Below are 20,753 nucleotides of genomic sequence, written 5' to 3' on the forward strand. Positions count from 1 at the left end.
AATGCCCACGCCTCCGTCAGAATACCGCTATCCTTGCGAGAATTGCGGGGCGAGCCTGGAATTCTCTCCCGGCCAGCAGCGCCTGACCTGCCCCTATTGCGGGCACGAACAGGATATCGGTCCCGGCCCGGCGCGCGCGCCCAGCCGGCAGATCAAGGACGGCCCGTGGGGAGACCAGGCGATCCTGCGCGATCCGGCCACCGGCCGCGCGCTGCAATGGGATGCCAGCCACAAATCCCCCGACCTTCGCGAATTGCCGCTGGAACAGGGTTTGCGGCTGGACCAAAACAGCGACCTGACCGAAAGCGTCCGAACCCTTTCCTGCCCGAATTGCGGCGCCCGGATCGAGATCACGACCGACAGCCACGCCGCCGCCTGCCCTTTCTGCGCCACCGCGGTGGTGACAGACACGGGAAGCACGCGCCTGATAAAGCCGCAGGGCGTCCTGCCCTTCGTCATCACCCAGGATCAGGCCAAGGCCGCACTGGAAAGCTGGCTCAAGGGCCTGTGGTTCGCGCCCGCCGGGCTGACCGCCTATGCCCGCCGCGGACGCCGGATGAGCGGGATCTACTCGCCCTTCTGGACCTTCGACGCAGCCACCCGCTCGGCCTATTCGGGGGCGCGGGGGGACTGGTATTACGAAACCGTCTGGGTCACGCAGGAGGTCAACGGCCGGATGCAGCGGGTCGCACAGCAGGTGCGGCGCACGCGGTGGACTCCGGTTTCGGGCCAGGTCTCTCGCGATTTCAATGATGTGCTGGTGCTGGCCGCAAGCTCGCTGCCGCGCCGCTTCACCGATGCGCTGACGCCCTGGGATCTGTCGCATCTGGTCGTCTATCAGCCGGAATACCTCGCGGGCTTCCTGGCCGAAGGCTATACGATCCCGCTCGCCTCGGGGCATCAGATCGCGCGCCAGGAAATGGCGGGTGTCATCGCGATGGACGTGCGCCGCGCGATCGGGGGGAACGAACAGCAGATCGCGCAGATCCAGACCCGCCACGATGCCGAGACCTTCAAGCATATCCTTCTGCCGGTCTGGTCCGCAGCCTATCGCTATAACGGCAAAAGCTATCGCTTCGTCGTAAATGGCCAATCCGGACGCGTGCAGGGCGAACGGCCCTGGTCAGTCTGGAAGATCGCCTTCGCCGTCCTGATGGCCGCATTGGCCATTGCGGCGCTGCTCTGGCTGAACGAGCGGGGCGATTACGTTCAATTCGGCAGCAATGCCGACATCCCCGCGCTTCACATGCAGGATGGTTATCGCTATCACCCCGCCATGACCGGGCCGTGGGCCGGACCCGGCGATGATCGGGGGGAACCATCATGATCCTGTGCGCGGGCGAATCGCTGATCGACATGGTGCCCGAAGGCGGTGCCTTCCGGCCGCTGGCCGGGGGCGCAGTCTACAATACCGCCATCGCGCTTGGCCGTATCGGCGCACCGGCGGGCTATCTCTGGCCGATCTCGCGCGATCCTTTTGGCGAAGCGCTGCTGCGCCCCTTGGCCGAGGCGGGCGTCGATACGGGCCTTTGCCCGCGCTCGGCCCGGCTGACGACGCTGGCCTTCGTCACCCTGACCGGGGGCGAGGCGCGCTATTCCTTCTATGATGAAGGCTCCGCCGGTCGGATGCTCGCCCCCGAAGACTTGCCCCCGATCCCGGACAGCGTCTCGGCGCTGTTCATCGGCGGGATCAGCCTGGTCCCCGACCCCTGCGGCGCCGCTATCGAGGCGCTGGTGGCCCGCCTGCGCGGCAAGGTTCCGGTGATGATCGATCCGAACATCCGCCCCTTCTTCATCGCCGATGCCGATGCCTATCGCGCCCGGCTTGATCGCCTGCTTGCGATGGCCGATCTGGTGAAACTGTCTTCGGACGATCTGGAATGGCTGATGCCGGGCGCCAGCTTCGCACAGGCCGCGGCCGGTCTGCTGGCCAAGGGCGCCACCGCGGTTTTCCAGACCGGAGGATCCGAAGGCGCAACCGCCCATTGGCAGGGCGAACCTATCGCCGCCCCCGCGCTCAGGGTCGAGGTCGCGGACACGATCGGTGCCGGCGACACGTTCAACGCGGGCGTCCTCGCCTCGCTCCATGCAGATGGCGTGCTCAGCCGCGAAGGCCTGGGCAGGATCGGACCGGATCAGCTGCTCGCGGCACTCCGGCAGGGCACGCGCGCCGCGGCGATCACCGTCTCGCGTCCGGGCGCGAATCCGCCCTGGGCGCATGAACTGGCGGCGCTTCCGGCCTGAACAAGGGTCGATGACTGCAGGGCCGCTCGGGGCCCTGCAAGTTCACCGTTTCTGAAATACCCATGCGGCGGCGCAAGGCGCGCGCCCGCCGGATGGGGTCAGATTGCCTCGAACATGGCTTTCTGGCGGGCGGTCCAGCGGACCACCAGGCTGACGCCCTGCTCGTCGATCCCCTCGCTCAGCACGATGCCCTGCTGATGCAGCCAGGCCCGGCGGCGGCCATCTTCCAGCGCCAGATGCAGGCGGGTTTCCTCGCGCGGCTCGTCCAGCGCCTCGGCCAGACGCGCATCGATGGCGGCTGTCAGATCGTCCAGCCCCTCGCCCGACAGGGCGCTGATCGCCTGCACGCCCTCGGTCCGGGCGTCGGTGCGCCGCAGCGCGTCGCGAATCTCGGGGGAGAGCGCGTCGATCTTGTTCCAGACCTCGATCAGCGGCACGTCTTCCTCGACCCCCAGGCTGTCCAGGATCTCGCCCACGTCGCCCGCCTGCTCCTCGGTCTCGGGATGGCTGATGTCGCGGACATGCAGGATCAGGTCGGCGGCCAGCACTTCCTCCAGCGTGGCGCGGAAGGCCGCGACCAGTTCATGGGGAAGGTCGCTGATGAAGCCCACGGTGTCCGACAGGATCACGCGCCGCCCGCCAGGCAGCGTCAGTTGCCTCATCGTCGGGTCCAGCGTTGCGAAAAGCTGGTCCTTGGCGACCACCTCGGCCCCGGTCAACCGGTTGAACAGCGTTGATTTTCCGGCGTTGGTATATCCGACCAGCGCCACGATGGGATAGGGCACCTTGGCGCGCGCGCGCCGGTGCAGCTCGCGCGTCTTGACCACGCGCTCCAGATGGCGGCGCAGGCGGATGACCTGCTCGTCGATGGCGCGGCGGTCGGCCTCGATCTGGGTTTCCCCCGGACCGCCAACGAAACCCAATCCACCCCGCTGACGCTCAAGGTGGGTCCAGGCGCGCACCAGCCGCGTGCGTTGATAGGCAAGCGCGGCCAGTTCCACCTGCAACACGCCTTCGCGTGTATGGGCGCGGTCGGCAAAGATCTCCAGGATCAGACCGGTCCGGTCCAGGATCTTGACGCCCCATTCCTTTTCCAGGTTGCGCTGCTGGACCGGCGTGACCGGCCCGTCGATCAGCACAAGCTCGGCCCCCTCACCGTCGGCGGCGGCCTTCAGGTGCTGGCCGATTTCCTCGCGCTTGCCCTTGGAGAACAGCATCCCCGCGTCGGGTTTGCGCAGCTTCGCAACCTCGGCGCCCGCGACCTCGATCGCGGGCAGCGCATAGGCCAACGCAACGGCCTCTTCCAGCGCCAGATCGGGGGATCGGCGGGTCCGCGAATTCCCCAGATCCGGGTGGATCACATAGGCGCGCGTGGGGCGTTCGCGGGTCTCGTTCGATTCCGTCAATCAGTCCTCGCCGTCGTAAAGGCTGATCGGCTGCCCCGGCATGATGGTCGAGATCGCGTGCTTGTAGACCAGCTGTGATTGCCCGTCGCGACGCAGCAGCACGCAGAAGTTGTCAAACCATGTGATGACACCCTGCAGCTTCACTCCGTTGATCAGGAAGATGGTGACCGGAACCTTGCCCTTGCGGACATGATTCAGAAAAGCATCCTGGAGATTCTGTTTGTCGCCGGCCATTTCGATGCACCTTGTTCTTATCGCTGGTAATCAAGACTTAGGCGAGGCTCACGACGCTTGCAAGCGGGCGATCCGCGATCGGCGGGGTCGCGTTGCATGTTCGCAATCCCCCCTATTTCCGCCAGGATTCGGGCGACAGCAAAGCCAGCAATGCCAGCGTCTCGATCCGGCCCAGGATCATGGCGCCACCCAGCACCGCCTTGGTCATTCCCGGCAGACCCGCCCAGCCCTGCCAGGGCGCGCCCGCGACCCCGGCCGAACCCAGGAAGGTCGGCGTCGTGGGAATCACCCCGGCCAGCGGCCCGGTATTGGTCAGCGCGGCCACGGACAGGATCGTCGCGCTGTCGAAGCCGATCTGCTGCAATGAAATCAGCATGATGACCACCGCCAGCGACACCGCGAACAGCATGAAGAAGATAAAGGCCAGATATGCCCCCTCGCGCCGCAGGCGCCGGGCCATCATGCCCCCGCCCCCGACCGAGGCCGGGTGCACGATCTTTTCCAGCTCGCGTTCGCTGTGACGCGCCAGCGCATAGACCCGCAACAGCTTGACGCCCCCCGCCGTGGTCGCAACCCCCCCGCCCATGATCGCCAGCCCCGCCAACATCAGGCCCGGAGAGGTCAGCCCCGACCAGTTCCGCGCTCCCTGCCATTCGATCGAGGTCCAGCCTGTCGTGGTCAGATAACTGAGCGCATTGAAGATGCCGCCCCAGGCTGCCGCGACGGCGCTTGCCAGGGTCTCGAACAGCCCGCGCGACCCGCCATGAGACACACCCAGCGCACCGATGAAATGACGCGTAAACAACAGCAGCGACACCATCGCGACCACCAGCGCGGCCAGCCGCAATTCGGGGTCTCGGACCCAGCTGTCCGAGGTCTTCAGCTCGGCCCCGCCCGGCCAGAACCGGCGCGACAGCGCAGGAACCAGGAACAGGAAGATGACGATCTCACCCCCCAGTCCGCTCGATTGCGCGGCCGGGCCATCGACCGGGGAAATCCCGCTGGTCGACAGCGTCCCCATCGCATGGGCCAGCGCGACCAGCCCGGATTCACCCAGCATCAGCAGCAGGACCCACATCAGCAGGGTCAGCCCGGCATAGATCGGAAAGACCTGCCGGAACGACCGGATGACACGGCTGACCGGATCGGCCAGTTCCGAGCGAAAGATCGGCGCCGACAGGTGCGACATTCTTTTCGGGCCGACGGCAGAACGCGGCAGGCGCTCGAAATGCTCGACCCGGCCATAGGGACGCGCCAGGATCTCGAACCCGCCGACCCGCAGCGGCGCCAGCAGCGCGACCGCTGCAACCAGCATGAACAGCCCGCCCATCCAGCCCACCATCGCGCGCCACAGATGCAGCGGCGCGGGCAGCAGGTCGGCGGAGTAAAGCGTCGCCCCCGTGGTTGTCAGGCACGAGACCATCTCCCACCAGGCATTCAGGAAGCCGGTATCGGGCACCCCCAGCAGAAAGGGCACTGCCATCATCGCCGGCAGCAAAAGCATCGCGCCCAGCATGGTCAGCAGCACCTCGCGCGCGCTGGCCGCCCGCGGGCGATCGGCGGTCGCGATCCCGATCATCGCAGACAGGATCAGGAACAGCCCACCACAGCTGAGAAAGGCCGAGCCAAGGTGGTGCAGGTCCAGCGCATGGGCGTAAAGGCCGGGCGGAAGCATCGCCAGCGACACGATCCCCGCCAGGATCACCAGAAGCGGCAGGCGCGCCAGAACCGTCATCGCCGCCTCAGAAGAAGTCGATCGAGACCTGCAACAGGCGCTCGACCTCGGGGACGTCCTTGGCAAGGGCGAAGATCACGATGATGTCGCCCTCGTCGATGCGCAGGTCGCCCGTGGGCTTGACCACGCGCTCGCCCTTCTGGACGGCGCCGATCAGCGCGCCCTCGGGGAATTCGATGTCGCGGATCGGCCGGCCCGCGATGGGTGAGGTGGACAGGACCTGCGCCTCGATCACCTCGGCCTCGGCGTCGCCGATCGAATAGACGTCCTTGACCCGCCCATGCCGGATGTGGCGCAGGATGGTCGATACCGTGCTGGCGCGCGGGTTGATGAAGGCGTCGATATCCAAAGGCTCCATCAGCGACATCAAGGTCGGGTCGTTGACCAGCGAGATCGCCAGCCGCGCACCCGCCTGCTTGGCGCGAACGGCGGCCAGGATATTGGTCTTGTCGTCGTCGGTCACCGCCAGCACGGCGCTGGCGCGCATCACCGCGGCCTCCTCCAGCAACTCGGCAGACAGGCCGTCGCCGTTCAGGACGATGGTCCGGTTCAGCGCATCGGCCGCATCCTCGGCGCGCGCGCGGTCGCGCTCGATCACCTTGACGCGGATGCGTTCGGGCTGGGCCTCCAGCGTCTGGGCGACGACCAGCCCGACATTGCCCGCGCCGATGATCAGGACGTTGTCCATCTTCTCGGCGGGCTTGCCAAAGACCTCCAGCGTGCGCGGCACATCCTCGGACAGGGTGAAGACATAGATCTGGTCGCCCTCGAACAGCTGGTCGCCCGGTTCAGGGGCGAACAGCTTGCCGCGCCGCCGAACCCCCGCCACCATGACGCTGAGGCTGGCGAACATCTCGTTCAACTGGCGCAGGGCGGTGTTCAACACCGGACTGTCCGCCTCCAGTGAAATGCCCAGCAATTGCAGCCGCCCGGTCAGGAATGTCTCGGCATCAAAGGTTGCGGGCGCGCGCAGACGCTGCAATGCCGCCTGCGCGACCTCGCGCTCGGGGCTGATGACCACGTCGATCGGCAGGTGGTCGGTGCGGTAAAGATCGGAATAGATCGCATCCAGATAGGCCGAGGACCGCAGCCGCGCGATCTTGCGCGACACCTGGAACACGGAATGCGCGACCTGGCAGGTGACCATGTTCACCTCGTCCGAATGGGTCGCGGCGATGATCAGGTCGGCGTCTCGCGCGCCCGCCCGGTCCAGCACGTCGGGATGGCTCGCAAAGCCCGTTACGCCCTGCACGTCCAGCGCGTCGGTCGCGCGGCGGATCAGTTCGGCGCTGGTATCGATGATGGTGACATCGTTGCGCTCGCCGGCCAGATGGCGCGCGATGTGCCAGCCGACCTGACCCGCCCCGCAAATGATGATCTTCATCTCGGCCCGGTCCCCCTTCGCCAGCCCGACCGATCCTAACCCGGCCGGAACCGGGCGGATACCGCAAAAAACCGCCGCCCGCAAAGCCGTTGCCCGGCGCTGCGCCGGGCCGATGGCTCTTCACCGTTTTCCAAATACCCATGCGACGCCCGCCACGGGCACCGCATGCGGGTCGGACAGATCACTTCCCGACCAGTTCCTCCTCGACGCGCATGCCGCCGACGACGCCCAGCGACTTCAGCTTGCGGTGCAGGGCCGAACGCTCCATCCCGACGAATTGCGCGGTCCGGCTGATATTGCCGCCGAAACGGTTGATCTGCGCGATCAGGTATTCGCGCTCGAACAGCTCGCGCGCCTCGCGCAGGGCAAGGCTGGTGATCTGCGGGCCCAGCGCCAGCGCGTCGCCGGTGCCGCTGCTCGCGCCCTGGCTTTCCAGTTCCGACGGCTGGATCGGGCCGGTGCCGTCACCAAGGATCAGCACCCGTTCGATCACGTTGCGCAATTGGCGGATGTTTCCCGGCCAGGGCATCGCCTGCAGGGCGGCCAGGGTTTCCTCTGGCAGGGCGCGTTGCGGCAGGCCCTGCTGGGCGTGGAACTGCTCGATGAAATATTCTGCCAGGTGCTGGATGTCGTCGCGCCGCTCGGCCAGCGAGGGCACGGCCACCGGGACCACGTTCAGCCGGTCGAACAGTTCCTGGCGGAAACGGCCCGCCGCGATTTCGGACCCAAGGTCACGGTTGGTCGAGGATATCACCCGCAGGTCGACCCGGACCTTGTCGGTGCCGCCCGCGCGCTGGAACTGCTGCTCGGTCAGCACGCGCAGGATCTTGGTCTGGGTGCCAAGCGGCATGTCGGCGACTTCATCGAAATAGATCACGCCGCCATGCGCCTGCTCCAGCAGCCCCGGCTCGATCCCACGCTCGGAAGTCTCGCGGCCGAACAGCACTTCTTCCATGCGCTCTGGCTCGATCGTGGCGCAGGGCACCGGGATGAAGGGGGAACGCGCGCGCGGGCTGTGGGCATGGATATAGCGCGCGGCCATTTCCTTGCCCGCCCCCGGCTCGCCCGACAGCATCGCACGACCGTTCGACTTGGACACCTTGTCCAGCTGTTCCCGCAACTTGCGGAACGAGGCAGAGTTGCCCAGCATTTCGGCCGCGCGAGCCTCGCCCCGTTTCAGGGTGCTGTTTTCCCGCCTAAGGCGCGACGCCTCCATCGCGCGGCGGATCACCACCAGAAGCTGGTCGATGTTGAAGGGCTTCTCGATGAAGTCGTAGGCGCCCTGCTTGATCGCGGCGACCGCGATCTCGATATTGCCGTGCCCCGAGATGATGACCACGGGCACGTCCGGATTGTTGCGCTTGACCTGCTTGAGGATGTCGATCCCGTCCATCTTGCTGTCCTTCAGCCAGATGTCCAGGATCATCAGCGCCGGTTCGGACAGGTTCAGTTCCGCCACCGCCTGGTCAGAGTTTGCCGCAAGGCGGGTCGCGTAACCTTCGTCCCTGAGAATGTCCGAGACCAGCTCGCGAATGTCTTTTTCATCGTCGACGATTAGGATGTCAGTCATTTCACGTGGTCCTGCTCTGGTTTCTGGCGCCGCGCCGAAAGGCGCACGGGCTGTCTTTCGCGGGGAAGCCGGATCTCGGCCATCGCGCCTTGCTGGCCGGGGGCGTCCGTCAGGGTGAAACGGCCGCCATGCTCCTCGACGATCTTCTTGACGATGGGCAGGCCCAGCCCGGTGCCGCCCTGTTTCATGGTTACATAGGGTTCGAAAAGCCGCGAACGGTCCTCGGGCAAGCCGGGGCCGTTGTCGATGATGCGGATGGTGACCGCATCGGGCGCGGCCTCCATCGTCACGTCGATCCGGGGTTGCCATCCCGGCTTCGGATCGGCGCGGAGTTCGTCCAGCGCCTCGCCGGCATTCTTCAGCAGGTTGGTAAAGACCTGCCGCATCATCCCGGCATCGGCATCGACGATGATCGGTAGATCGGGAATTTGGCTGACCAGCGCGCCTTGCAGGGCATCGCGCTGCATCAATTCGCTGTCGCGCAGAAGCTTGGCGATGTCGGTTTCCTTGCGGTCCGGCTCAGGCATGCGGGCAAAGCGCGAGAACTCGTCCACGATCCGGCGCAGATCGTTCGTCTGGCGGATGATGACCTCGGTATATTGCTCCAGCGCATCTCGGTCATCGCCCGCGATCGGGGCGAACTTGCGCTTCAGCCGCTCGGCCGAAAGCTGGATCGGGGTCAGGGGGTTCTTGATCTCATGCGCGACGCGGCGTGCGACATCGCCCCAGGCCGCCATGCGCTGCGCCGAGACAAGATCGGTCACGTCATCGACCGCGACGACATAGCCCTCCAGCCCACCCGCCGCGCTGCGCCGGATCGCCATGCGCACCAGCAGGCTTTCGACGCGACCTTCGCGGTTCAGGCGGATCTCGTCCTGCACCCATTCGTTCACGGATTGCGCCAGCCGGTCGAACAGCGGCGCGAATTCCGGCACAGCCTCTGACAGCAGCCGGTCATGGGCGCGCGCGGGGTCAAGCCCCAGCAGCCGGCTGGCCGAGCGGTTCAGGAAGTCGATCTCTCCGGCCGCGTCCAGGCCGATGACCCCCGCCGTGACCGAGGACAGCACGCTGTCGAACAGCCGCCGCTGGTCATCCGCGACGCGATAGCTTTCGACCAGCTCCTCGCGCTGCTGTTTCAGCTGGCGGGTCATGTGGTTGAAGCTTTGGCCCAGGGTCTGGATTTCGTCCCCTGTATCGGGTTCGGGGATCTGCAGGTCCAGATTGCCCTTGCCGACCTGCTCCGAGGCTTCTGCCAGCCGCCCGATGGGCCGCGACAATCGGTCCGCGAACCACAGGCCCAGCCACATCGCGGCGGCCACCAGAAGCAGCGCAAAGCCAAGATAAAGCAGAGAAAATTCTAGCAGTACCCGGCCGCGTTCCTGTTCAAGCCGCTGGTATTCGCCGACGCTTTGGCGGGTATCGTCCAGCAGGCCCAGCAACTTCCCGTCCACGTCGCGGGTGACGTAAAGATAGCGGTCGGCCAACGGCGCCAGCGGCACCAGCGCGCGAAATTCGTTGTTCTGCCAGTCCTGGATCAGCACCAGCCCCTGCGCCTGCGCCTCGTCGAACTCCTGCGCCGAGGGCTGTTCGTACCAGAACTGATAGCTGCGTTCACCGCGCGCGCGGATCGTGCCGCGCCCGTCGACGACATAGGCTTCGCGCAGGCCGCGCTGGATCAGCGCCTGCCCCTGCCCCAGCAGCAGGCGCAATTCGCCGTCGTCCAGCATCGGGTTCTGCCGCGCCGCCTGGGTCAGCGCCCCCGCCAGCAGCTTGGCGTCATTGGTCAGATCGCGGCGGTGTTCTTCCTGATAGGCCTCTGCCGCGGAAAGCGAGCTGCTGACCACCTGCTGCACCCGGTTCGAGAACCAGCCCTCCAGCCCGATATTGACGGTCAGGCCCGCGAACAGCGCGACCAGCACGGTCGGCACCAGCGCGATGGTGGCAAAGACCCCGACTAGCCGCATGTGCAGGCGCGAACCCACCGCCGAGCGGCGCCGCGCTGCGACGATGCCGGTCATGCGCGCGATCACCATGCCGGTCAGGACGATCAGGTAAAGAAGGTCCGCCAGCAGCACCAGCCGAAGCAGCGCACCCCCCGAGGTGACATGGGCCAGTGGCCCCATCACCGCGAATGTCAGCGCGGCCAGCACCGGCCCCAGAACGGCCAGCCCCAGCGTCGCGGCATTGCGCACCAGCCGCTTGCGCCGCAATCTTGCGACGCGTTCCCATGTGCCCCTTGAGAGCGTTCCCGCCAACTCGTCCGACCTCACGGCTTCGCCGCTGTATCGCGGCCGTTATGTGGCCGTTCAGCGACTCCGCCGTGGCCATCTGTGGCCGTTTTACATCAGCTTACGACGCCGTGTCACCTCGATATTCAGGTCGGTCAGCTTCTTGCGCAGCGTATTGCGGTTGATTCCCAGTAAATCGGCACATCTCAGCTGATTTCCGCCGGTCGCATCCAGCGCAATCTCCAGAAGCGGCTTTTCGATCTCGCGCAGGATGCGGTCGTAAAGGCCGGGCGGCGGCAGCTGGTCGCCGTGCAGGTCGAAATAGCGCTGCAGATGCATCTCGACCGATTGCGCAAGCCGCGCGTTAGAGGGTTCGGCAACCGGAGCCGTCGCCGGATTCGCAACCGGCATCAGCGTGGCGACCGGCGCGGCCGCGCGTGGCGTCGGCGCCACGACCGAGGCGGGCGCGACGCCCGGCTGCACCGGCATGGTTTCCGACAGCGCGATCCTGACTTCGGCCTCGGTGATCTCGGCCGCGGCGGCGGTCAGCGCCAGCCGGCGCATCAGGTTCTCAAGCTCGCGCACATTGCCCGGAAACGGATAGGAACGGACCAGCGCCGTCGCGCCATCCGACAGCGCCCGATGCGGCAATCCCTGCGAGGCCGCGCGCGCCAGCAGGTGGCGTGCCAGCGGCGGGATGTCGTCCACGCGCGAGCGCAGTGGCGGCACGGTGATCGTCACCCCGGCAAGGCGATAGTAAAGATCGGCGCGCAAACGGCTCGCCGCCACGTCGGCCTGCGGCTCGGGCCCGGTGGTCGACACAAGGCGCGGCATCTGGTTGCGGCCCGGTCCGACCTCCCATGCCTCGATCATGCCGATCAGGCGGGCCTGCGCAGCGGCACCGAAACCGGCCGGATCCTCGATCAGCAGCGTGCCCGCGGCGGCGCGCTCGGCGGCGCGGTGAATGGCTTCCTCGGACAGGTCCGCCGAGGTCAGCACCGCGATCCCGGCATCGCGCCGGTCCGACAGATCATGAAAGGACCGCGCGACCACGGTCTTGCCCACGCCCGCCTCGCCCGCGATCATCACCGGCAGATCGGCATTCAGGACGCGCGCGACCATGCGGAACAGGCTTTGCATCGCGGGCGCGTGCCCGATCAGCGGCAGCGCGGGGTCCGCACTGGCCTCCGGCGCGGGGACTCCTGCCGGGGCTGCTGCCGGTGCAGTGTCGGACTTGCGGACGCGGCGTGACAGCGCCTGCCCTGCGCGGCTCATCAGGTCGGGCAGGTCAAAGGGCTTCGGCAGGTAATCGAAGGCCGCGGCCTCGGTCGCGCGGATCGCGGTCACGATGGTGTTCTGCGCCGAGATCACGATCACCGGCAGGTCGGGACGCAGGCGGCGGATGGCGGGGATCATGTCGATGCCATTGCCGTCGGGCATCATCACATCGGTGATGACCAGATCGCCACGCCCCTCCTCGACCCAGCGCAAAAGCTGCGCGAGCGAGCCGGTGGCGTGAACCCGGCATCCCGCGCGGGTCAGGGCCTGGGTCAAAACGGTGCGGATGGTGCGGTCGTCGTCAGCGATCAGAACGGTGCCGTCCATGAAAAACCTCAGGCTTTGGGAAGAGAGATGCGGAATACGGTGCGACCCGGCCGGGATTCGACATTGATCCAGGCGCCGTGGTCGGTGATGATCTTGGAAACCAGCGCGAGCCCCAGCCCGGTGCCGTTTTCACGTCCCGAGACGAAGGGCTCGAAGACCTGATCGGCAATGGCCTCGGGGATGCCGGGTCCGTCATCTTCGATCTCGACCTGCAAAGGCAGGCTGCGGCCATGGGGTTCGGCCTCGGTCGGGGCCATGCGCAGGGTGCCGTCATAGAAGCTGCGCATGCGGATGGTGCCGGTCTCGCGCCCGGCGCGGCGGATCGCCTCGGCCGCGTTCTTGACCAGATTCAGGCAGACCTGCACCAGCTGGTCATTGTCGGCCAGCGCCGGCGGCAGCGAGGGATCGTAATCGGGCACGATCTTCAATCCCTTGCCAAAGCCGACCGCGGCCGAGCGGCGGACGCGCTCCAGCACGTCATGGACATTCACCTCGGCCAGCTTCGGGGCCGAGGTGTCGCCGAAACGCTCGACCTGGTCCAGCAACTCGACGATGCGCCGGGACTCGGCGACGATCAGGTCGGCAAGGTCGCGATCCTCTGGCCCCAGGCTCATCCCGATCAGCTGCGCCGCGCCCCTGATCCCGGCCAGCGGGTTCTTGATCTCATGCGCCAGCATCTCGGACATGCCGATGGCCGAGCGCGCGGCCGAACGGACGGCGCGTCCCTGCCCCAGACGCCCGGTGCCGTCGCTGGGCGCGATCAGCAGAACGATCCCGCCCTCGGGACTGGGGACCGGACCGGCATGGACGGTCGCGGTGCGGTCGGCATGGCCGCCGACGCGGTCGCCGATCTCGAAACGCACGCCCGAACGGTTCAGCGCCTCGTGCCCCTCGCGTACGCGGTCAAGGATTTCCGAGACAGGCGGCACGATATGCAGGCGCTTCTGCATCTCGGGGCCCTCGAGCGCCACCCCCATGGCCGAGCGGCGCGAGATGTTCAGGAAGGCCTCGGCAAGGTCGTTCATGCCGGCGACCCGCCCCTGCGCATCGACGATGATCGCCGGCAGGGGCAATGCGGACCAGTTTGGCCCCACTGCGGCCGGGACGAAATCGCCCGGAAGCCCGGCCTCGTCTGCGGCCGTCCCGGGGGTCGTCGTCCTGGCGCGAAATGTCATTCAGGGGCCTCGGCATAGGGTTCGGAAGTGCGTGCGTCGGAAAATCCGGCCCGGATCGCGGCCAGCGCGGCATCCGGCGACAGCGCGCGCAAAAGCTCGGCGCGGTTCGGGGCGCCATTCGCCTCGGCATACCAGCCAAGGTGTTTCCTGGCGACGCGCAGGCCCAGTTCGGCACCATAAAGCGACAGGATGTCTTCGTAATGTTCGGCCACCGCATCGGCCAGCGCGGCCCCCTGCGGGATCAGCGGCGCGGGCGTGCCCCAAAGATCATGCGCGATCTGCGCCAGCTTCCAGGGCGCACCCTGCGCCCCCCGGCCGACCATGACCGCATCCGCGCCGGACTGCTCCAGCGCGAGCCGCGCCGAGGCCGCGTCCACCACGTCGCCATTCGCCACCAGCGGCGGACGGTCGGGCAGGTTCGCGACCTTGCGGATGCGGCTCCAATCGGCGCGGCCGGTATAGAATTGCGCGCGGGTGCGGCCATGCACGGTCAGCATCCTGACCCCCGCAGCCGCGGCACGGGCGGCAAGCTCGGGCGCGTTCAGGCAATCCTCGTCCCAGCCAAGCCGCATCTTCAGCGTGACCGGCAGGTCGGGAACCGCGCCCACCACCGCCTCGACCAGCTCCAGCGCATGGTCAAGATCGCGCATCAGCGCAGCGCCCGACAGGCCGCCCGTGACCTTCTTGGCCGGGCAGCCCATGTTGATGTCTATGATCCGCGCGCCCATCCCGGCGACGATGCGCGCGGTTTCGGCCATCGCCCCCGCCTCGCGCCCGGCGATCTGGACGCTGACCGGCAGCACGCCTTCGGTCATTGCCTTGGCGCGCACCGCCATCCGGGTCGAGGGGCGGGGTGTCACCATTTCGGTCGAGGCGACCATCTCGCTGACCATCAGTCCCGCCCCGCCGTGCCGTGCAACCGCGCGGCGAAACGGCAAATCGGTGATGCCCGCCATCGGCGCCAGAAAGACGGGTGGTCCAAGCGGCGTATCGCCAAGAAGGATCGGTTCGGGCAGGCTCATGGGGCAACTCGTATGACGCGCGGCAGGAATGCGAAAGAAAAGGGCGAGTGCCCGATCGGCAGGCTCCGCACCCCCGGCAATATTTGCCCAAAATAGCGGCTTTGTGAGTAAATACCGCGCAGACTTCGTGTCGTCAAATGTCGCAGGAGTTCAGGACCGACGTCGCAGCGGCACTGGAAGGCCGCGGCGACAGGGATTAACTGAAGAAGTGGACGAAAAGGGAATTGCGCGATGTTTCTGTCGGTCTTCGACATCTTCAAGATCGGGGTCGGGCCGTCCTCGTCACATACGATGGGGCCGATGGTCGCCGGCGGGCGCTTCCTGCAGGCGCTGCGCGCCCAGCCCTTCCGCGCGCACGGGCTGCGCGCCAGCCTGCATGGCAGCCTGGCCTTTACCGGCAAGGGTCATGCCACCGACCGCGCCACCATCCTTGGCCTTGCCGGTTTCCTGCCGGAAACGCTGGCTGCCGAACGGGCCGAGGCAACGCTGGCCGAGAATCGCGCCAGCCGGCATCTTTCCCCCGAGGGGTTGGGCGAGCTGGTCTTCGACCCGGAACGCGACCTGATCTTCGATTTCGACCACGCGTTGCCCGGCCATGCGAACGGCATGGTGCTGATGGCGACCGACGCCCAGGACGACGTGATCTTCCGCGAGGTCTATTACTCGATCGGGGGCGGCTTCGTCCTGACCGAGGCCGAGCTTGCCGCCCGCGGCGACGAAACCCGCAGCGACGACGCGCCCCGCGTGCCCTTTCCCTTCGCGACCGCCGCCGAGATGCTGGACATGGCCGAAAAATCGGGCAAGTCCATCGCCCAGATGAAACGCGAGAACGAACGCGCCCATCGCAGCGATGCCCAGATTTCGACCGGAATCGCGCGCATCTGGCAGGTCATGCGCGATTGCATGGATCGCGGACTTGCGACCGGGGGCACCCTGCCCGGCGGCCTGTCGATCCGCCGCCGCGCCTCGGGCATCCACGAGGCCCTGCTGGCCGAGCGCGGGATGAACCTGACCGCACCCCATGTCATCAACGACTGGATGTCAGCCTATGCGATGGCCGTGAACGAGGAAAACGCCGCCGGGGGCCAGGTCGTGACCGCCCCCACCAACGGCGCGGCGGGGGTCGTGCCCGCGGTCATCCGCTATTGGCTGGACCATGTCCCCGGCGCGTCTGAACGCCAGCTTGACGACTTCCTGCTGACGGCAGCGGCGGTCGGCGGGCTGGTCAAGCACAATGCCTCGATCTCGGGGGCGGAATGCGGCTGTCAGGCCGAGGTGGGTTCCGCCAGCGCCATGGCTGCGGCGGGGCTTTGCGCGGTGCTGGGCGGCACCCCCCGCCAGGTCGAGAACGCGGCCGAAATCGCGCTGGAACATCACCTGGGCATGACCTGCGACCCGGTGCGCGGGCTGGTGCAGGTGCCCTGCATCGAAAGGAACGGTCTGGGCGCGATCAAGGCGGTCTCGGCAGCCAGCCTGTCGCTGCGCGGCGACGGCCAGCATTTCGTGCCTCTGGATGCCGCGATCGAGACGATGCGCCAGACCGGACAGGACATGAGCGAGAAATACAAGGAGACCTCGCTGGGGGGGCTGGCGGTCAACGTCCCGAACTGCTGAGCCCGCGCGCCCGCGCGGAACTTTGCGCAGGAAGTCACACCCCGCGCCTGCACGGGCTCGTGACTCTTGCCCAAATCGGGGGGTTCCTGTAGCGATTGTTCTAATCAAAATTCCAAGGAACCGGGACAGAGCAGATGAAATTCCGTTCGGCTTTTGCCGTACTGGCGATGTCGGTGGCCGTGACCGCTTGCGGCGAGCTGCCCTTTCAGAAATCGTCCGAACCCGAAGCACCCGCCGGCCATTCCGGCCCGCCGGCCGTGTCTCCGATCGACCAGCCTATTGAAACCGGGGCCGAAGGCGTCGCCGTCGCGACGGGCGAGGCAAGCACGATGAACACCGCCATGTTCCGCGCCGCCGGGGCGGGCTGGACCGCAACCGCATCTGACAAGCGCGCCGTCCTGGAACGGCCCGGCCAGAAATCCACCGCCGTTTCGGTGCGCCGCATGACCTATGCCCGCGGCGTCGAATTCGTCGGCACCATGAACGGCCAGGTCTTCTCGCTGAACGTGCAGGCGGGCGAATGCAAGGCGGGCGACATGAACACGCCCTTCACCGCCAAGCTGCGCCTTGGCAGCCAGAACCTGACGGGCTGCGCCCAGCCGACCGACACCATGCCCAAGGCGCAGGTGACGGCATCTTCCTCGGCGCCGAAACCGAAGTCGACGGCGAAACCGGCGGCCCCCGCGGCGAAGCCGGCTGAGCCGGCAGCGGCAGCAGCAGCGACGACGGCGACCACCCCGGCCACCGACAGCACCTCGACTCCGGCAACCACGACCCCGGCCGTGACCGAGCCTGCGACGACGACGGAACCGGCGGCCGCGACGCCCGCGCCGGCAGCGGAACCCGCGACCCCGGCCCCGGCCGAGACGCCCGCGCCCGCGACCGACAGCGCCCCTGCGGCGACCACCGGCAGCAGCGCGGTCCCGGCCCCGGAACTGGTCCTGCCGCCGACGCCGCCCGCCGCAAGCGAGTAAGCCCATCGTCGGGCCGGCGCACCCCCTGCGCCGGTCCTGTCGTCCGCAGCCCTCCTGCGGAATGCCATCCAAGAGGACACGCCGATGCGCGCCCATTCGTTCCTGACCCGCCGATTGCTGGCCTCGACCTTGCCGGCGGCGTTGCTCATCGGCCTTGGCGCCCCGGACGCCTGGGCCGATCCGCTGATCGGCAACAAGCTGAACGGCCGCGGCCTGCCGGGGGGTATCGACACTCCCAGCGCCGAGATGCTGCCGGACGCGACGCTGGGCGCCACGCTCAGCTATTCCGAGCTTGCCCGCCGAAACACCCTGGTCTTCCAGGCGCTGCCCCGGCTCAGCGTCTCGCTGAGCTATGGCCGCTTCGACAGCCTTGAGGAAAGCCGCGGCTATGTCTGGGACCGCAGCTTCGACCTGCGCTACCAGTTCCTGGACGAGGATCCCGATGGCTGGCTGCCGGCGATGGCGATCGGTCTGCAGGACTTCATGGGCACCGGCTTCTACAGCGCGGAATACATCGTCGCGACCAAGACGATCAACCCGCGCCTGCGCGTCAGCGCCGGCCTTGGCTGGGGCCGGCTCGCGCAGTCGGGCGGCATCGGCAGCCCCTTCGGCGACCGGCCCGGACCGGACGAGGAAGAGGGCGGCAAGCCCAATGTCGACCAGTGGTTCAAGGGCGAGATGGCGCCCTTTATCAACGCCACCTGGCAGGCAACCGACAAGCTGGCACTGACCGCCGAATATTCCGGCGATGACTATGCCTGCGAAACCGGCGACGCCGACACTTGCCAGCGCTCGGTCTGGCTCAGCGATCATGACGCCCTGAAGAACAACATCAACCTGGGCGTCAGCTACAACTTCGGCCAGAACTACCAGGTGAGCGGCTATCTGCTGGGCGCCCAGACGGTCGGGCTGCAATTCAGCGTGGCCATGGGCCCGAACCAGGCCCCCTTCCCCTCGGGTATCGAAAAGGCACCGGCGCCTGTTCGGCCGCGTCCCTCGCCCTCGGCCGATCCCGAAGGCTGGTCCGGCGCCTGGTCGGCGGATCCGACCGCGCAGCCCGCGATTCAGGCAGCCTTGCAGAAGGCGCTGGACAAAGAGGGCCAGACGCTGGAATCCATGTCGCTGAGCGCCAACCGCGCCGAGGTCCGCATCCGCAACCGCCGCTATATGCAAGGTGCCGAGGCGCTTGGCCGCACGGCGCGGCTGATGACGCGGGCGCTGCCGCCCTCGGTCGAGACGATGGTCATCACCTTCTCGGAAGACGGGTTGCCGACCACCTCGGTCACGCTGCGTCGCTCGGATGTCGAGCGGCTGGAGAACACCGAGGCCAGCCAGATCGCCAGTGTCGCCGTGCTGACGGATGCCGTGCCGCGGCCGGGCGACCTGACCTATTCCGAAGGCATGTTCCCGCGTTTTCGCTGGGCGCTTAAGCCTTACCTGTCCACCTCGATCTTCGACCCCGACGAGCCGTTCAAATACGAGGTCGGCGGCGAGCTCGCCATGGAATACGAACCGACGCCGGGCCTGGTCCTGGCCGGCAGCATCCGCCAACGCTTGTTCGGTACGACCGAGCAGGAAGGTCCGAACGGCATGTCGCCCGAGGAATACGAGGATCTGGATACCGATATCGGACCGGGCGGCGTGCCGCGCGTGCGTTCGGACGGCCGGATGTATTCGGCCAACAAAAGCCCGACGATCCCGCGTCTGACGCTAAGCTGGTATGCCAAGGCCACGCCGACGGTCTATACCCGCTTCACCGGCGGCCTGCTTGAACGCGCCTTCGGCGGCGTCTCGGCCGAGACGCTGTGGTGGCCGACCAATTCCAACCTTGCTCTTGGCGCCGAAATCAGCCGGGTGAAGAAGCGCGATTTCCGCGATGTCTTCGGCTTCCGCGACTATGAGGTCACGACCGGATTTGTCTCGGCCTATTACGCTTGGGACAATGGCATCAGCGCCCAGCTTGACGTCGGCCAGTATCTTGCGGGCGACAAGGGCGCGACCCTGACGGTCGAGCGCCAATTCGCCAATGGCTGGCGCGTCGGCGCCTGGGCCAGCAAGACCGACATCAGCGCCGAGGACTTCGGCGAAGGATCGTTCGACAAGGGCGTCAGCATCTCGATCCCGCTGGCCTGGGGAACGGGCGAACCCTCGATGCGCCGCGTCGGTGGGGACATCCGCTCGCTTTCGCGCGACGGCGGCAACAAGCTGCGCGTGCAAGGCAGGCTTTACGACAAGGTCCGCGACAGCCAGTCCGGGCAACTTTACCAAGGTTGGGGGAAATTCTGGCGATGATCGGGACCAAGATGCGTTTCCTGCTGGGCGCGACCGTGCTCGCCATGCTTGGCGCCTGTGGCAATGTCGACAGCGAAGAAGGCTCGATCCCCGGCCTGCTGGCTCAGGCGGCGCGGCAGACCGTGGCCAAGCGCGACCGGGCCGAGGTCGCCGAGAAGGTCGATCCGAACCAGATGGCCGCGACCGCGCTGCGCGTGAACAAGGGGCCGCTGATCATGGTCACGCTGGAGCGTGCGAACACGACCCAGGTTCTGGCCATGACCGGCGAAAATGCCGGCCAGCGCACCTATATGACGCAGAACGAGCAGGCCCTGATCCTGCGCAACGGCATGCTGGCCGGGACCCGCGGCCTTGGCCACGACCTGTCCGTGGCCGAGATGGCGCAATCGGCGGCGCTGATCCGCGCGGGCCAAAGCGGCCCCGCGAAGCGCGTCATGCGCTATTGGACCGGCGACGGGCTGGAAAGCCCACTGACGCTGGATTGCACCATCGGTCGCGGCCCGAAACCGGGCGTGATGATCGAAAGCTGCGAAAAGGGCCCGCTGAAGTTCCAGAACAACTATCTGGTCCAGAATGGCCGCGTCACCGTCTCGCGCCAATGGATCGGGCCGGACCTTGGCTATGCCACGATCCAGGAACTGCGGCCCTGAGGGCTGGCAGATCCAGAAAAACGACGGGGGCCCGCGCTTGCGCCGGGCCCTTTTTCATGGCGTCTGGTTCATGCGGCGGCCTGAGATCGCCGTGGGGCGATCAAACCGTCCAGAGCGGCGACCCGGGCACCGGTAGCGCCCTGCGCAGCGTCAGCGCCTCTCTCCGCGCCCCTGCGCTTCGGTTGGCGCGAAGCAGGCCCCTCACAGCCCACGCCGGACCTTGCATCTTGTGACAGCACACATCAGGTCGGCTGGCTGCTGCCCACAGTTCCCAGAGAGGATGCGGGCCGAGACTTGTTCGCCGGGTAGATGAGGCAGCGAGACGCGAGCCCTGCCTGAATGCCCAAGGCTCTTTATGTGCGCTTGATGGGCGCGGAGCAGTCAAATGGCGGCCAAAACCAATGCCTCTGGCCAAGCAGGCGCCTTATCTGCCTTCTGCCCTCACGGGATGGCTTACCGACCAGAGCGGCGGGCGAGTCCGCCTTGCCGATGACCCGTCAGCGACTGGGCGACTCGGGACAACCCGGCCGATGACCGACGGGCTCACCCCCAGCTGGGCAGCGTCCCCTTGCGACCCGGCGGTTTGCAACGTGATCGGTGTCGATTGGCAAAAGCGATGC

The 20,753-nt window shown here is 67.2% G+C and carries 15 protein-coding genes; 6 read left to right on the top strand and 9 right to left on the bottom strand.

Annotated features, from left to right (window positions below):
- The first annotated feature begins 1 nt into the window (after window position 1).
- Both ACO2Q4_RS08105 and ACO2Q4_RS08110 read left to right on the top strand, forming a co-directional pair.
- The gene (locus tag ACO2Q4_RS08105; RefSeq protein WP_423318518.1) at window positions 2–1,327 is read left to right on the top strand and encodes a zinc ribbon domain-containing protein; all 1,326 of its coding nucleotides are present in this window, start codon (window positions 2–4) and stop codon (window positions 1,325–1,327) included.
- On the top strand, window positions 1,324–2,244 hold the full coding sequence (locus tag ACO2Q4_RS08110; RefSeq protein WP_423318520.1) for a carbohydrate kinase family protein: 921 nt from the start codon (window positions 1,324–1,326) through the stop codon (window positions 2,242–2,244). Before ACO2Q4_RS08105 ends, ACO2Q4_RS08110 begins: the two co-directional genes overlap by 4 nt.
- A 98-nt stretch (window positions 2,245–2,342) precedes the next feature.
- On the opposite strand, the gene hflX is transcribed toward ACO2Q4_RS08110, so the two are convergent.
- The 9 genes from hflX to dusB all read right to left on the bottom strand — a co-directional run bounded on the left by hflX (window position 2,343) and on the right by dusB (window position 14,603).
- A complete protein-coding gene (gene hflX, locus ACO2Q4_RS08115) occupies window positions 2,343–3,650 on the bottom strand; it encodes a GTPase HflX (RefSeq protein ID WP_423318522.1) in 1,308 nt (435 codons plus the stop codon).
- Window positions 3,651–3,884: an RNA chaperone Hfq gene (hfq, locus tag ACO2Q4_RS08120; protein WP_017999735.1), complete on the bottom strand. Its 234-nt coding sequence runs from the start codon at window positions 3,882–3,884 to the stop codon at window positions 3,651–3,653.
- Between the two features lie 112 nt (window positions 3,885–3,996).
- Window positions 3,997–5,619 (bottom strand): potassium transporter TrkG, encoded by a 1,623-nt coding sequence (locus tag ACO2Q4_RS08125; protein ID WP_395132777.1) that lies wholly within the window; start codon window positions 5,617–5,619, stop codon window positions 3,997–3,999.
- 7 nt (window positions 5,620–5,626) lie between these two features.
- Entirely contained in the window at window positions 5,627–7,003 is a 1,377-nt protein-coding gene (gene trkA, locus ACO2Q4_RS08130; protein ID WP_311758572.1) for a Trk system potassium transporter TrkA, read from the bottom strand.
- 181 nt (window positions 7,004–7,184) lie between these two features.
- Window positions 7,185–8,573, bottom strand: a complete 1,389-nt coding sequence (locus tag ACO2Q4_RS08135) for a sigma-54-dependent transcriptional regulator (protein WP_311758571.1) — start codon at window positions 8,571–8,573, stop codon at window positions 7,185–7,187.
- Window positions 8,570–10,828, bottom strand: a complete 2,259-nt coding sequence (locus ACO2Q4_RS08140) for a sensor histidine kinase NtrY-like (RefSeq protein ID WP_390908092.1) — start codon at window positions 10,826–10,828, stop codon at window positions 8,570–8,572. The genes ACO2Q4_RS08135 and ACO2Q4_RS08140 overlap by 4 nt, the downstream gene beginning before the upstream one ends.
- Window positions 10,829–10,912: 84 nt before the next feature.
- A complete protein-coding gene (locus ACO2Q4_RS08145) occupies window positions 10,913–12,406 on the bottom strand; it encodes a response regulator (protein ID WP_423318526.1) in 1,494 nt (497 codons plus the stop codon).
- An 8-nt stretch (window positions 12,407–12,414) separates the two neighbouring features.
- Window positions 12,415–13,581: a two-component system sensor histidine kinase NtrB gene (locus tag ACO2Q4_RS08150; protein ID WP_311758568.1), complete on the bottom strand. Its 1,167-nt coding sequence runs from the start codon at window positions 13,579–13,581 to the stop codon at window positions 12,415–12,417.
- Window positions 13,578–14,603: a tRNA dihydrouridine synthase DusB gene (gene dusB, locus ACO2Q4_RS08155; protein ID WP_423318528.1), complete on the bottom strand. Its 1,026-nt coding sequence runs from the start codon at window positions 14,601–14,603 to the stop codon at window positions 13,578–13,580. Before dusB ends, ACO2Q4_RS08150 begins: the two co-directional genes overlap by 4 nt.
- A gap of 231 nt (window positions 14,604–14,834) precedes the next feature.
- Between dusB and ACO2Q4_RS08160 the strand changes: the two genes are divergently transcribed.
- The 4 genes from ACO2Q4_RS08160 to ACO2Q4_RS08175 all read left to right on the top strand — a co-directional run bounded on the left by ACO2Q4_RS08160 (window position 14,835) and on the right by ACO2Q4_RS08175 (window position 20,133).
- A complete protein-coding gene (locus tag ACO2Q4_RS08160) occupies window positions 14,835–16,217 on the top strand; it encodes an L-serine ammonia-lyase (protein WP_423318530.1) in 1,383 nt (460 codons plus the stop codon).
- Window positions 16,218–16,351: 134 nt separating this feature from the next.
- On the top strand, window positions 16,352–17,191 hold the full coding sequence (locus ACO2Q4_RS08165; RefSeq protein ID WP_423318532.1) for a hypothetical protein: 840 nt from the start codon (window positions 16,352–16,354) through the stop codon (window positions 17,189–17,191).
- Window positions 17,192–17,275: 84 nt separating this feature from the next.
- Window positions 17,276–19,483, top strand: a complete 2,208-nt coding sequence (locus ACO2Q4_RS08170; RefSeq protein WP_311758564.1) for a YjbH domain-containing protein — start codon at window positions 17,276–17,278, stop codon at window positions 19,481–19,483.
- A complete protein-coding gene (locus ACO2Q4_RS08175; RefSeq protein WP_311758563.1) occupies window positions 19,480–20,133 on the top strand; it encodes a YjbF family lipoprotein in 654 nt (217 codons plus the stop codon). The genes ACO2Q4_RS08170 and ACO2Q4_RS08175 overlap by 4 nt, the downstream gene beginning before the upstream one ends.
- Window positions 20,134–20,753: the final 620 nt, after the last annotated feature.

The sequence above is a fragment of the Paracoccus sp. KR1-242 genome, assembly GCF_049446195.1.
GTDB classification, from domain to species: Bacteria; Pseudomonadota; Alphaproteobacteria; order Rhodobacterales; family Rhodobacteraceae; genus Paracoccus; species Paracoccus broussonetiae.

Coding starts and splice junctions, on each gene's coding strand:
- ACO2Q4_RS08145 (WP_423318526.1), bottom strand. CDS start 12,406: ATGGACGGCACCGTTCTGATCGCTGACGACGACCGCACCATCCGCACC.
- hfq (WP_017999735.1), bottom strand. CDS start 3,884: ATGGCCGGCGACAAACAGAATCTCCAGGATGCTTTTCTGAATCATGTC.
- ACO2Q4_RS08170 (WP_311758564.1), top strand. CDS start 17,276: ATGCGCGCCCATTCGTTCCTGACCCGCCGATTGCTGGCCTCGACCTTG.
- ACO2Q4_RS08105 (WP_423318518.1), top strand. CDS start 2: ATGCCCACGCCTCCGTCAGAATACCGCTATCCTTGCGAGAATTGCGGG.
- ACO2Q4_RS08150 (WP_311758568.1), bottom strand. CDS start 13,581: ATGACATTTCGCGCCAGGACGACGACCCCCGGGACGGCCGCAGACGAG.
- ACO2Q4_RS08110 (WP_423318520.1), top strand. CDS start 1,324: ATGATCCTGTGCGCGGGCGAATCGCTGATCGACATGGTGCCCGAAGGC.
- ACO2Q4_RS08160 (WP_423318530.1), top strand. CDS start 14,835: ATGTTTCTGTCGGTCTTCGACATCTTCAAGATCGGGGTCGGGCCGTCC.
- ACO2Q4_RS08165 (WP_423318532.1), top strand. CDS start 16,352: ATGAAATTCCGTTCGGCTTTTGCCGTACTGGCGATGTCGGTGGCCGTG.
- ACO2Q4_RS08135 (WP_311758571.1), bottom strand. CDS start 8,573: ATGACTGACATCCTAATCGTCGACGATGAAAAAGACATTCGCGAGCTG.
- ACO2Q4_RS08125 (WP_395132777.1), bottom strand. CDS start 5,619: ATGACGGTTCTGGCGCGCCTGCCGCTTCTGGTGATCCTGGCGGGGATC.
- ACO2Q4_RS08175 (WP_311758563.1), top strand. CDS start 19,480: ATGATCGGGACCAAGATGCGTTTCCTGCTGGGCGCGACCGTGCTCGCC.
- trkA (WP_311758572.1), bottom strand. CDS start 7,003: ATGAAGATCATCATTTGCGGGGCGGGTCAGGTCGGCTGGCACATCGCG.
- dusB (WP_423318528.1), bottom strand. CDS start 14,603: ATGAGCCTGCCCGAACCGATCCTTCTTGGCGATACGCCGCTTGGACCA.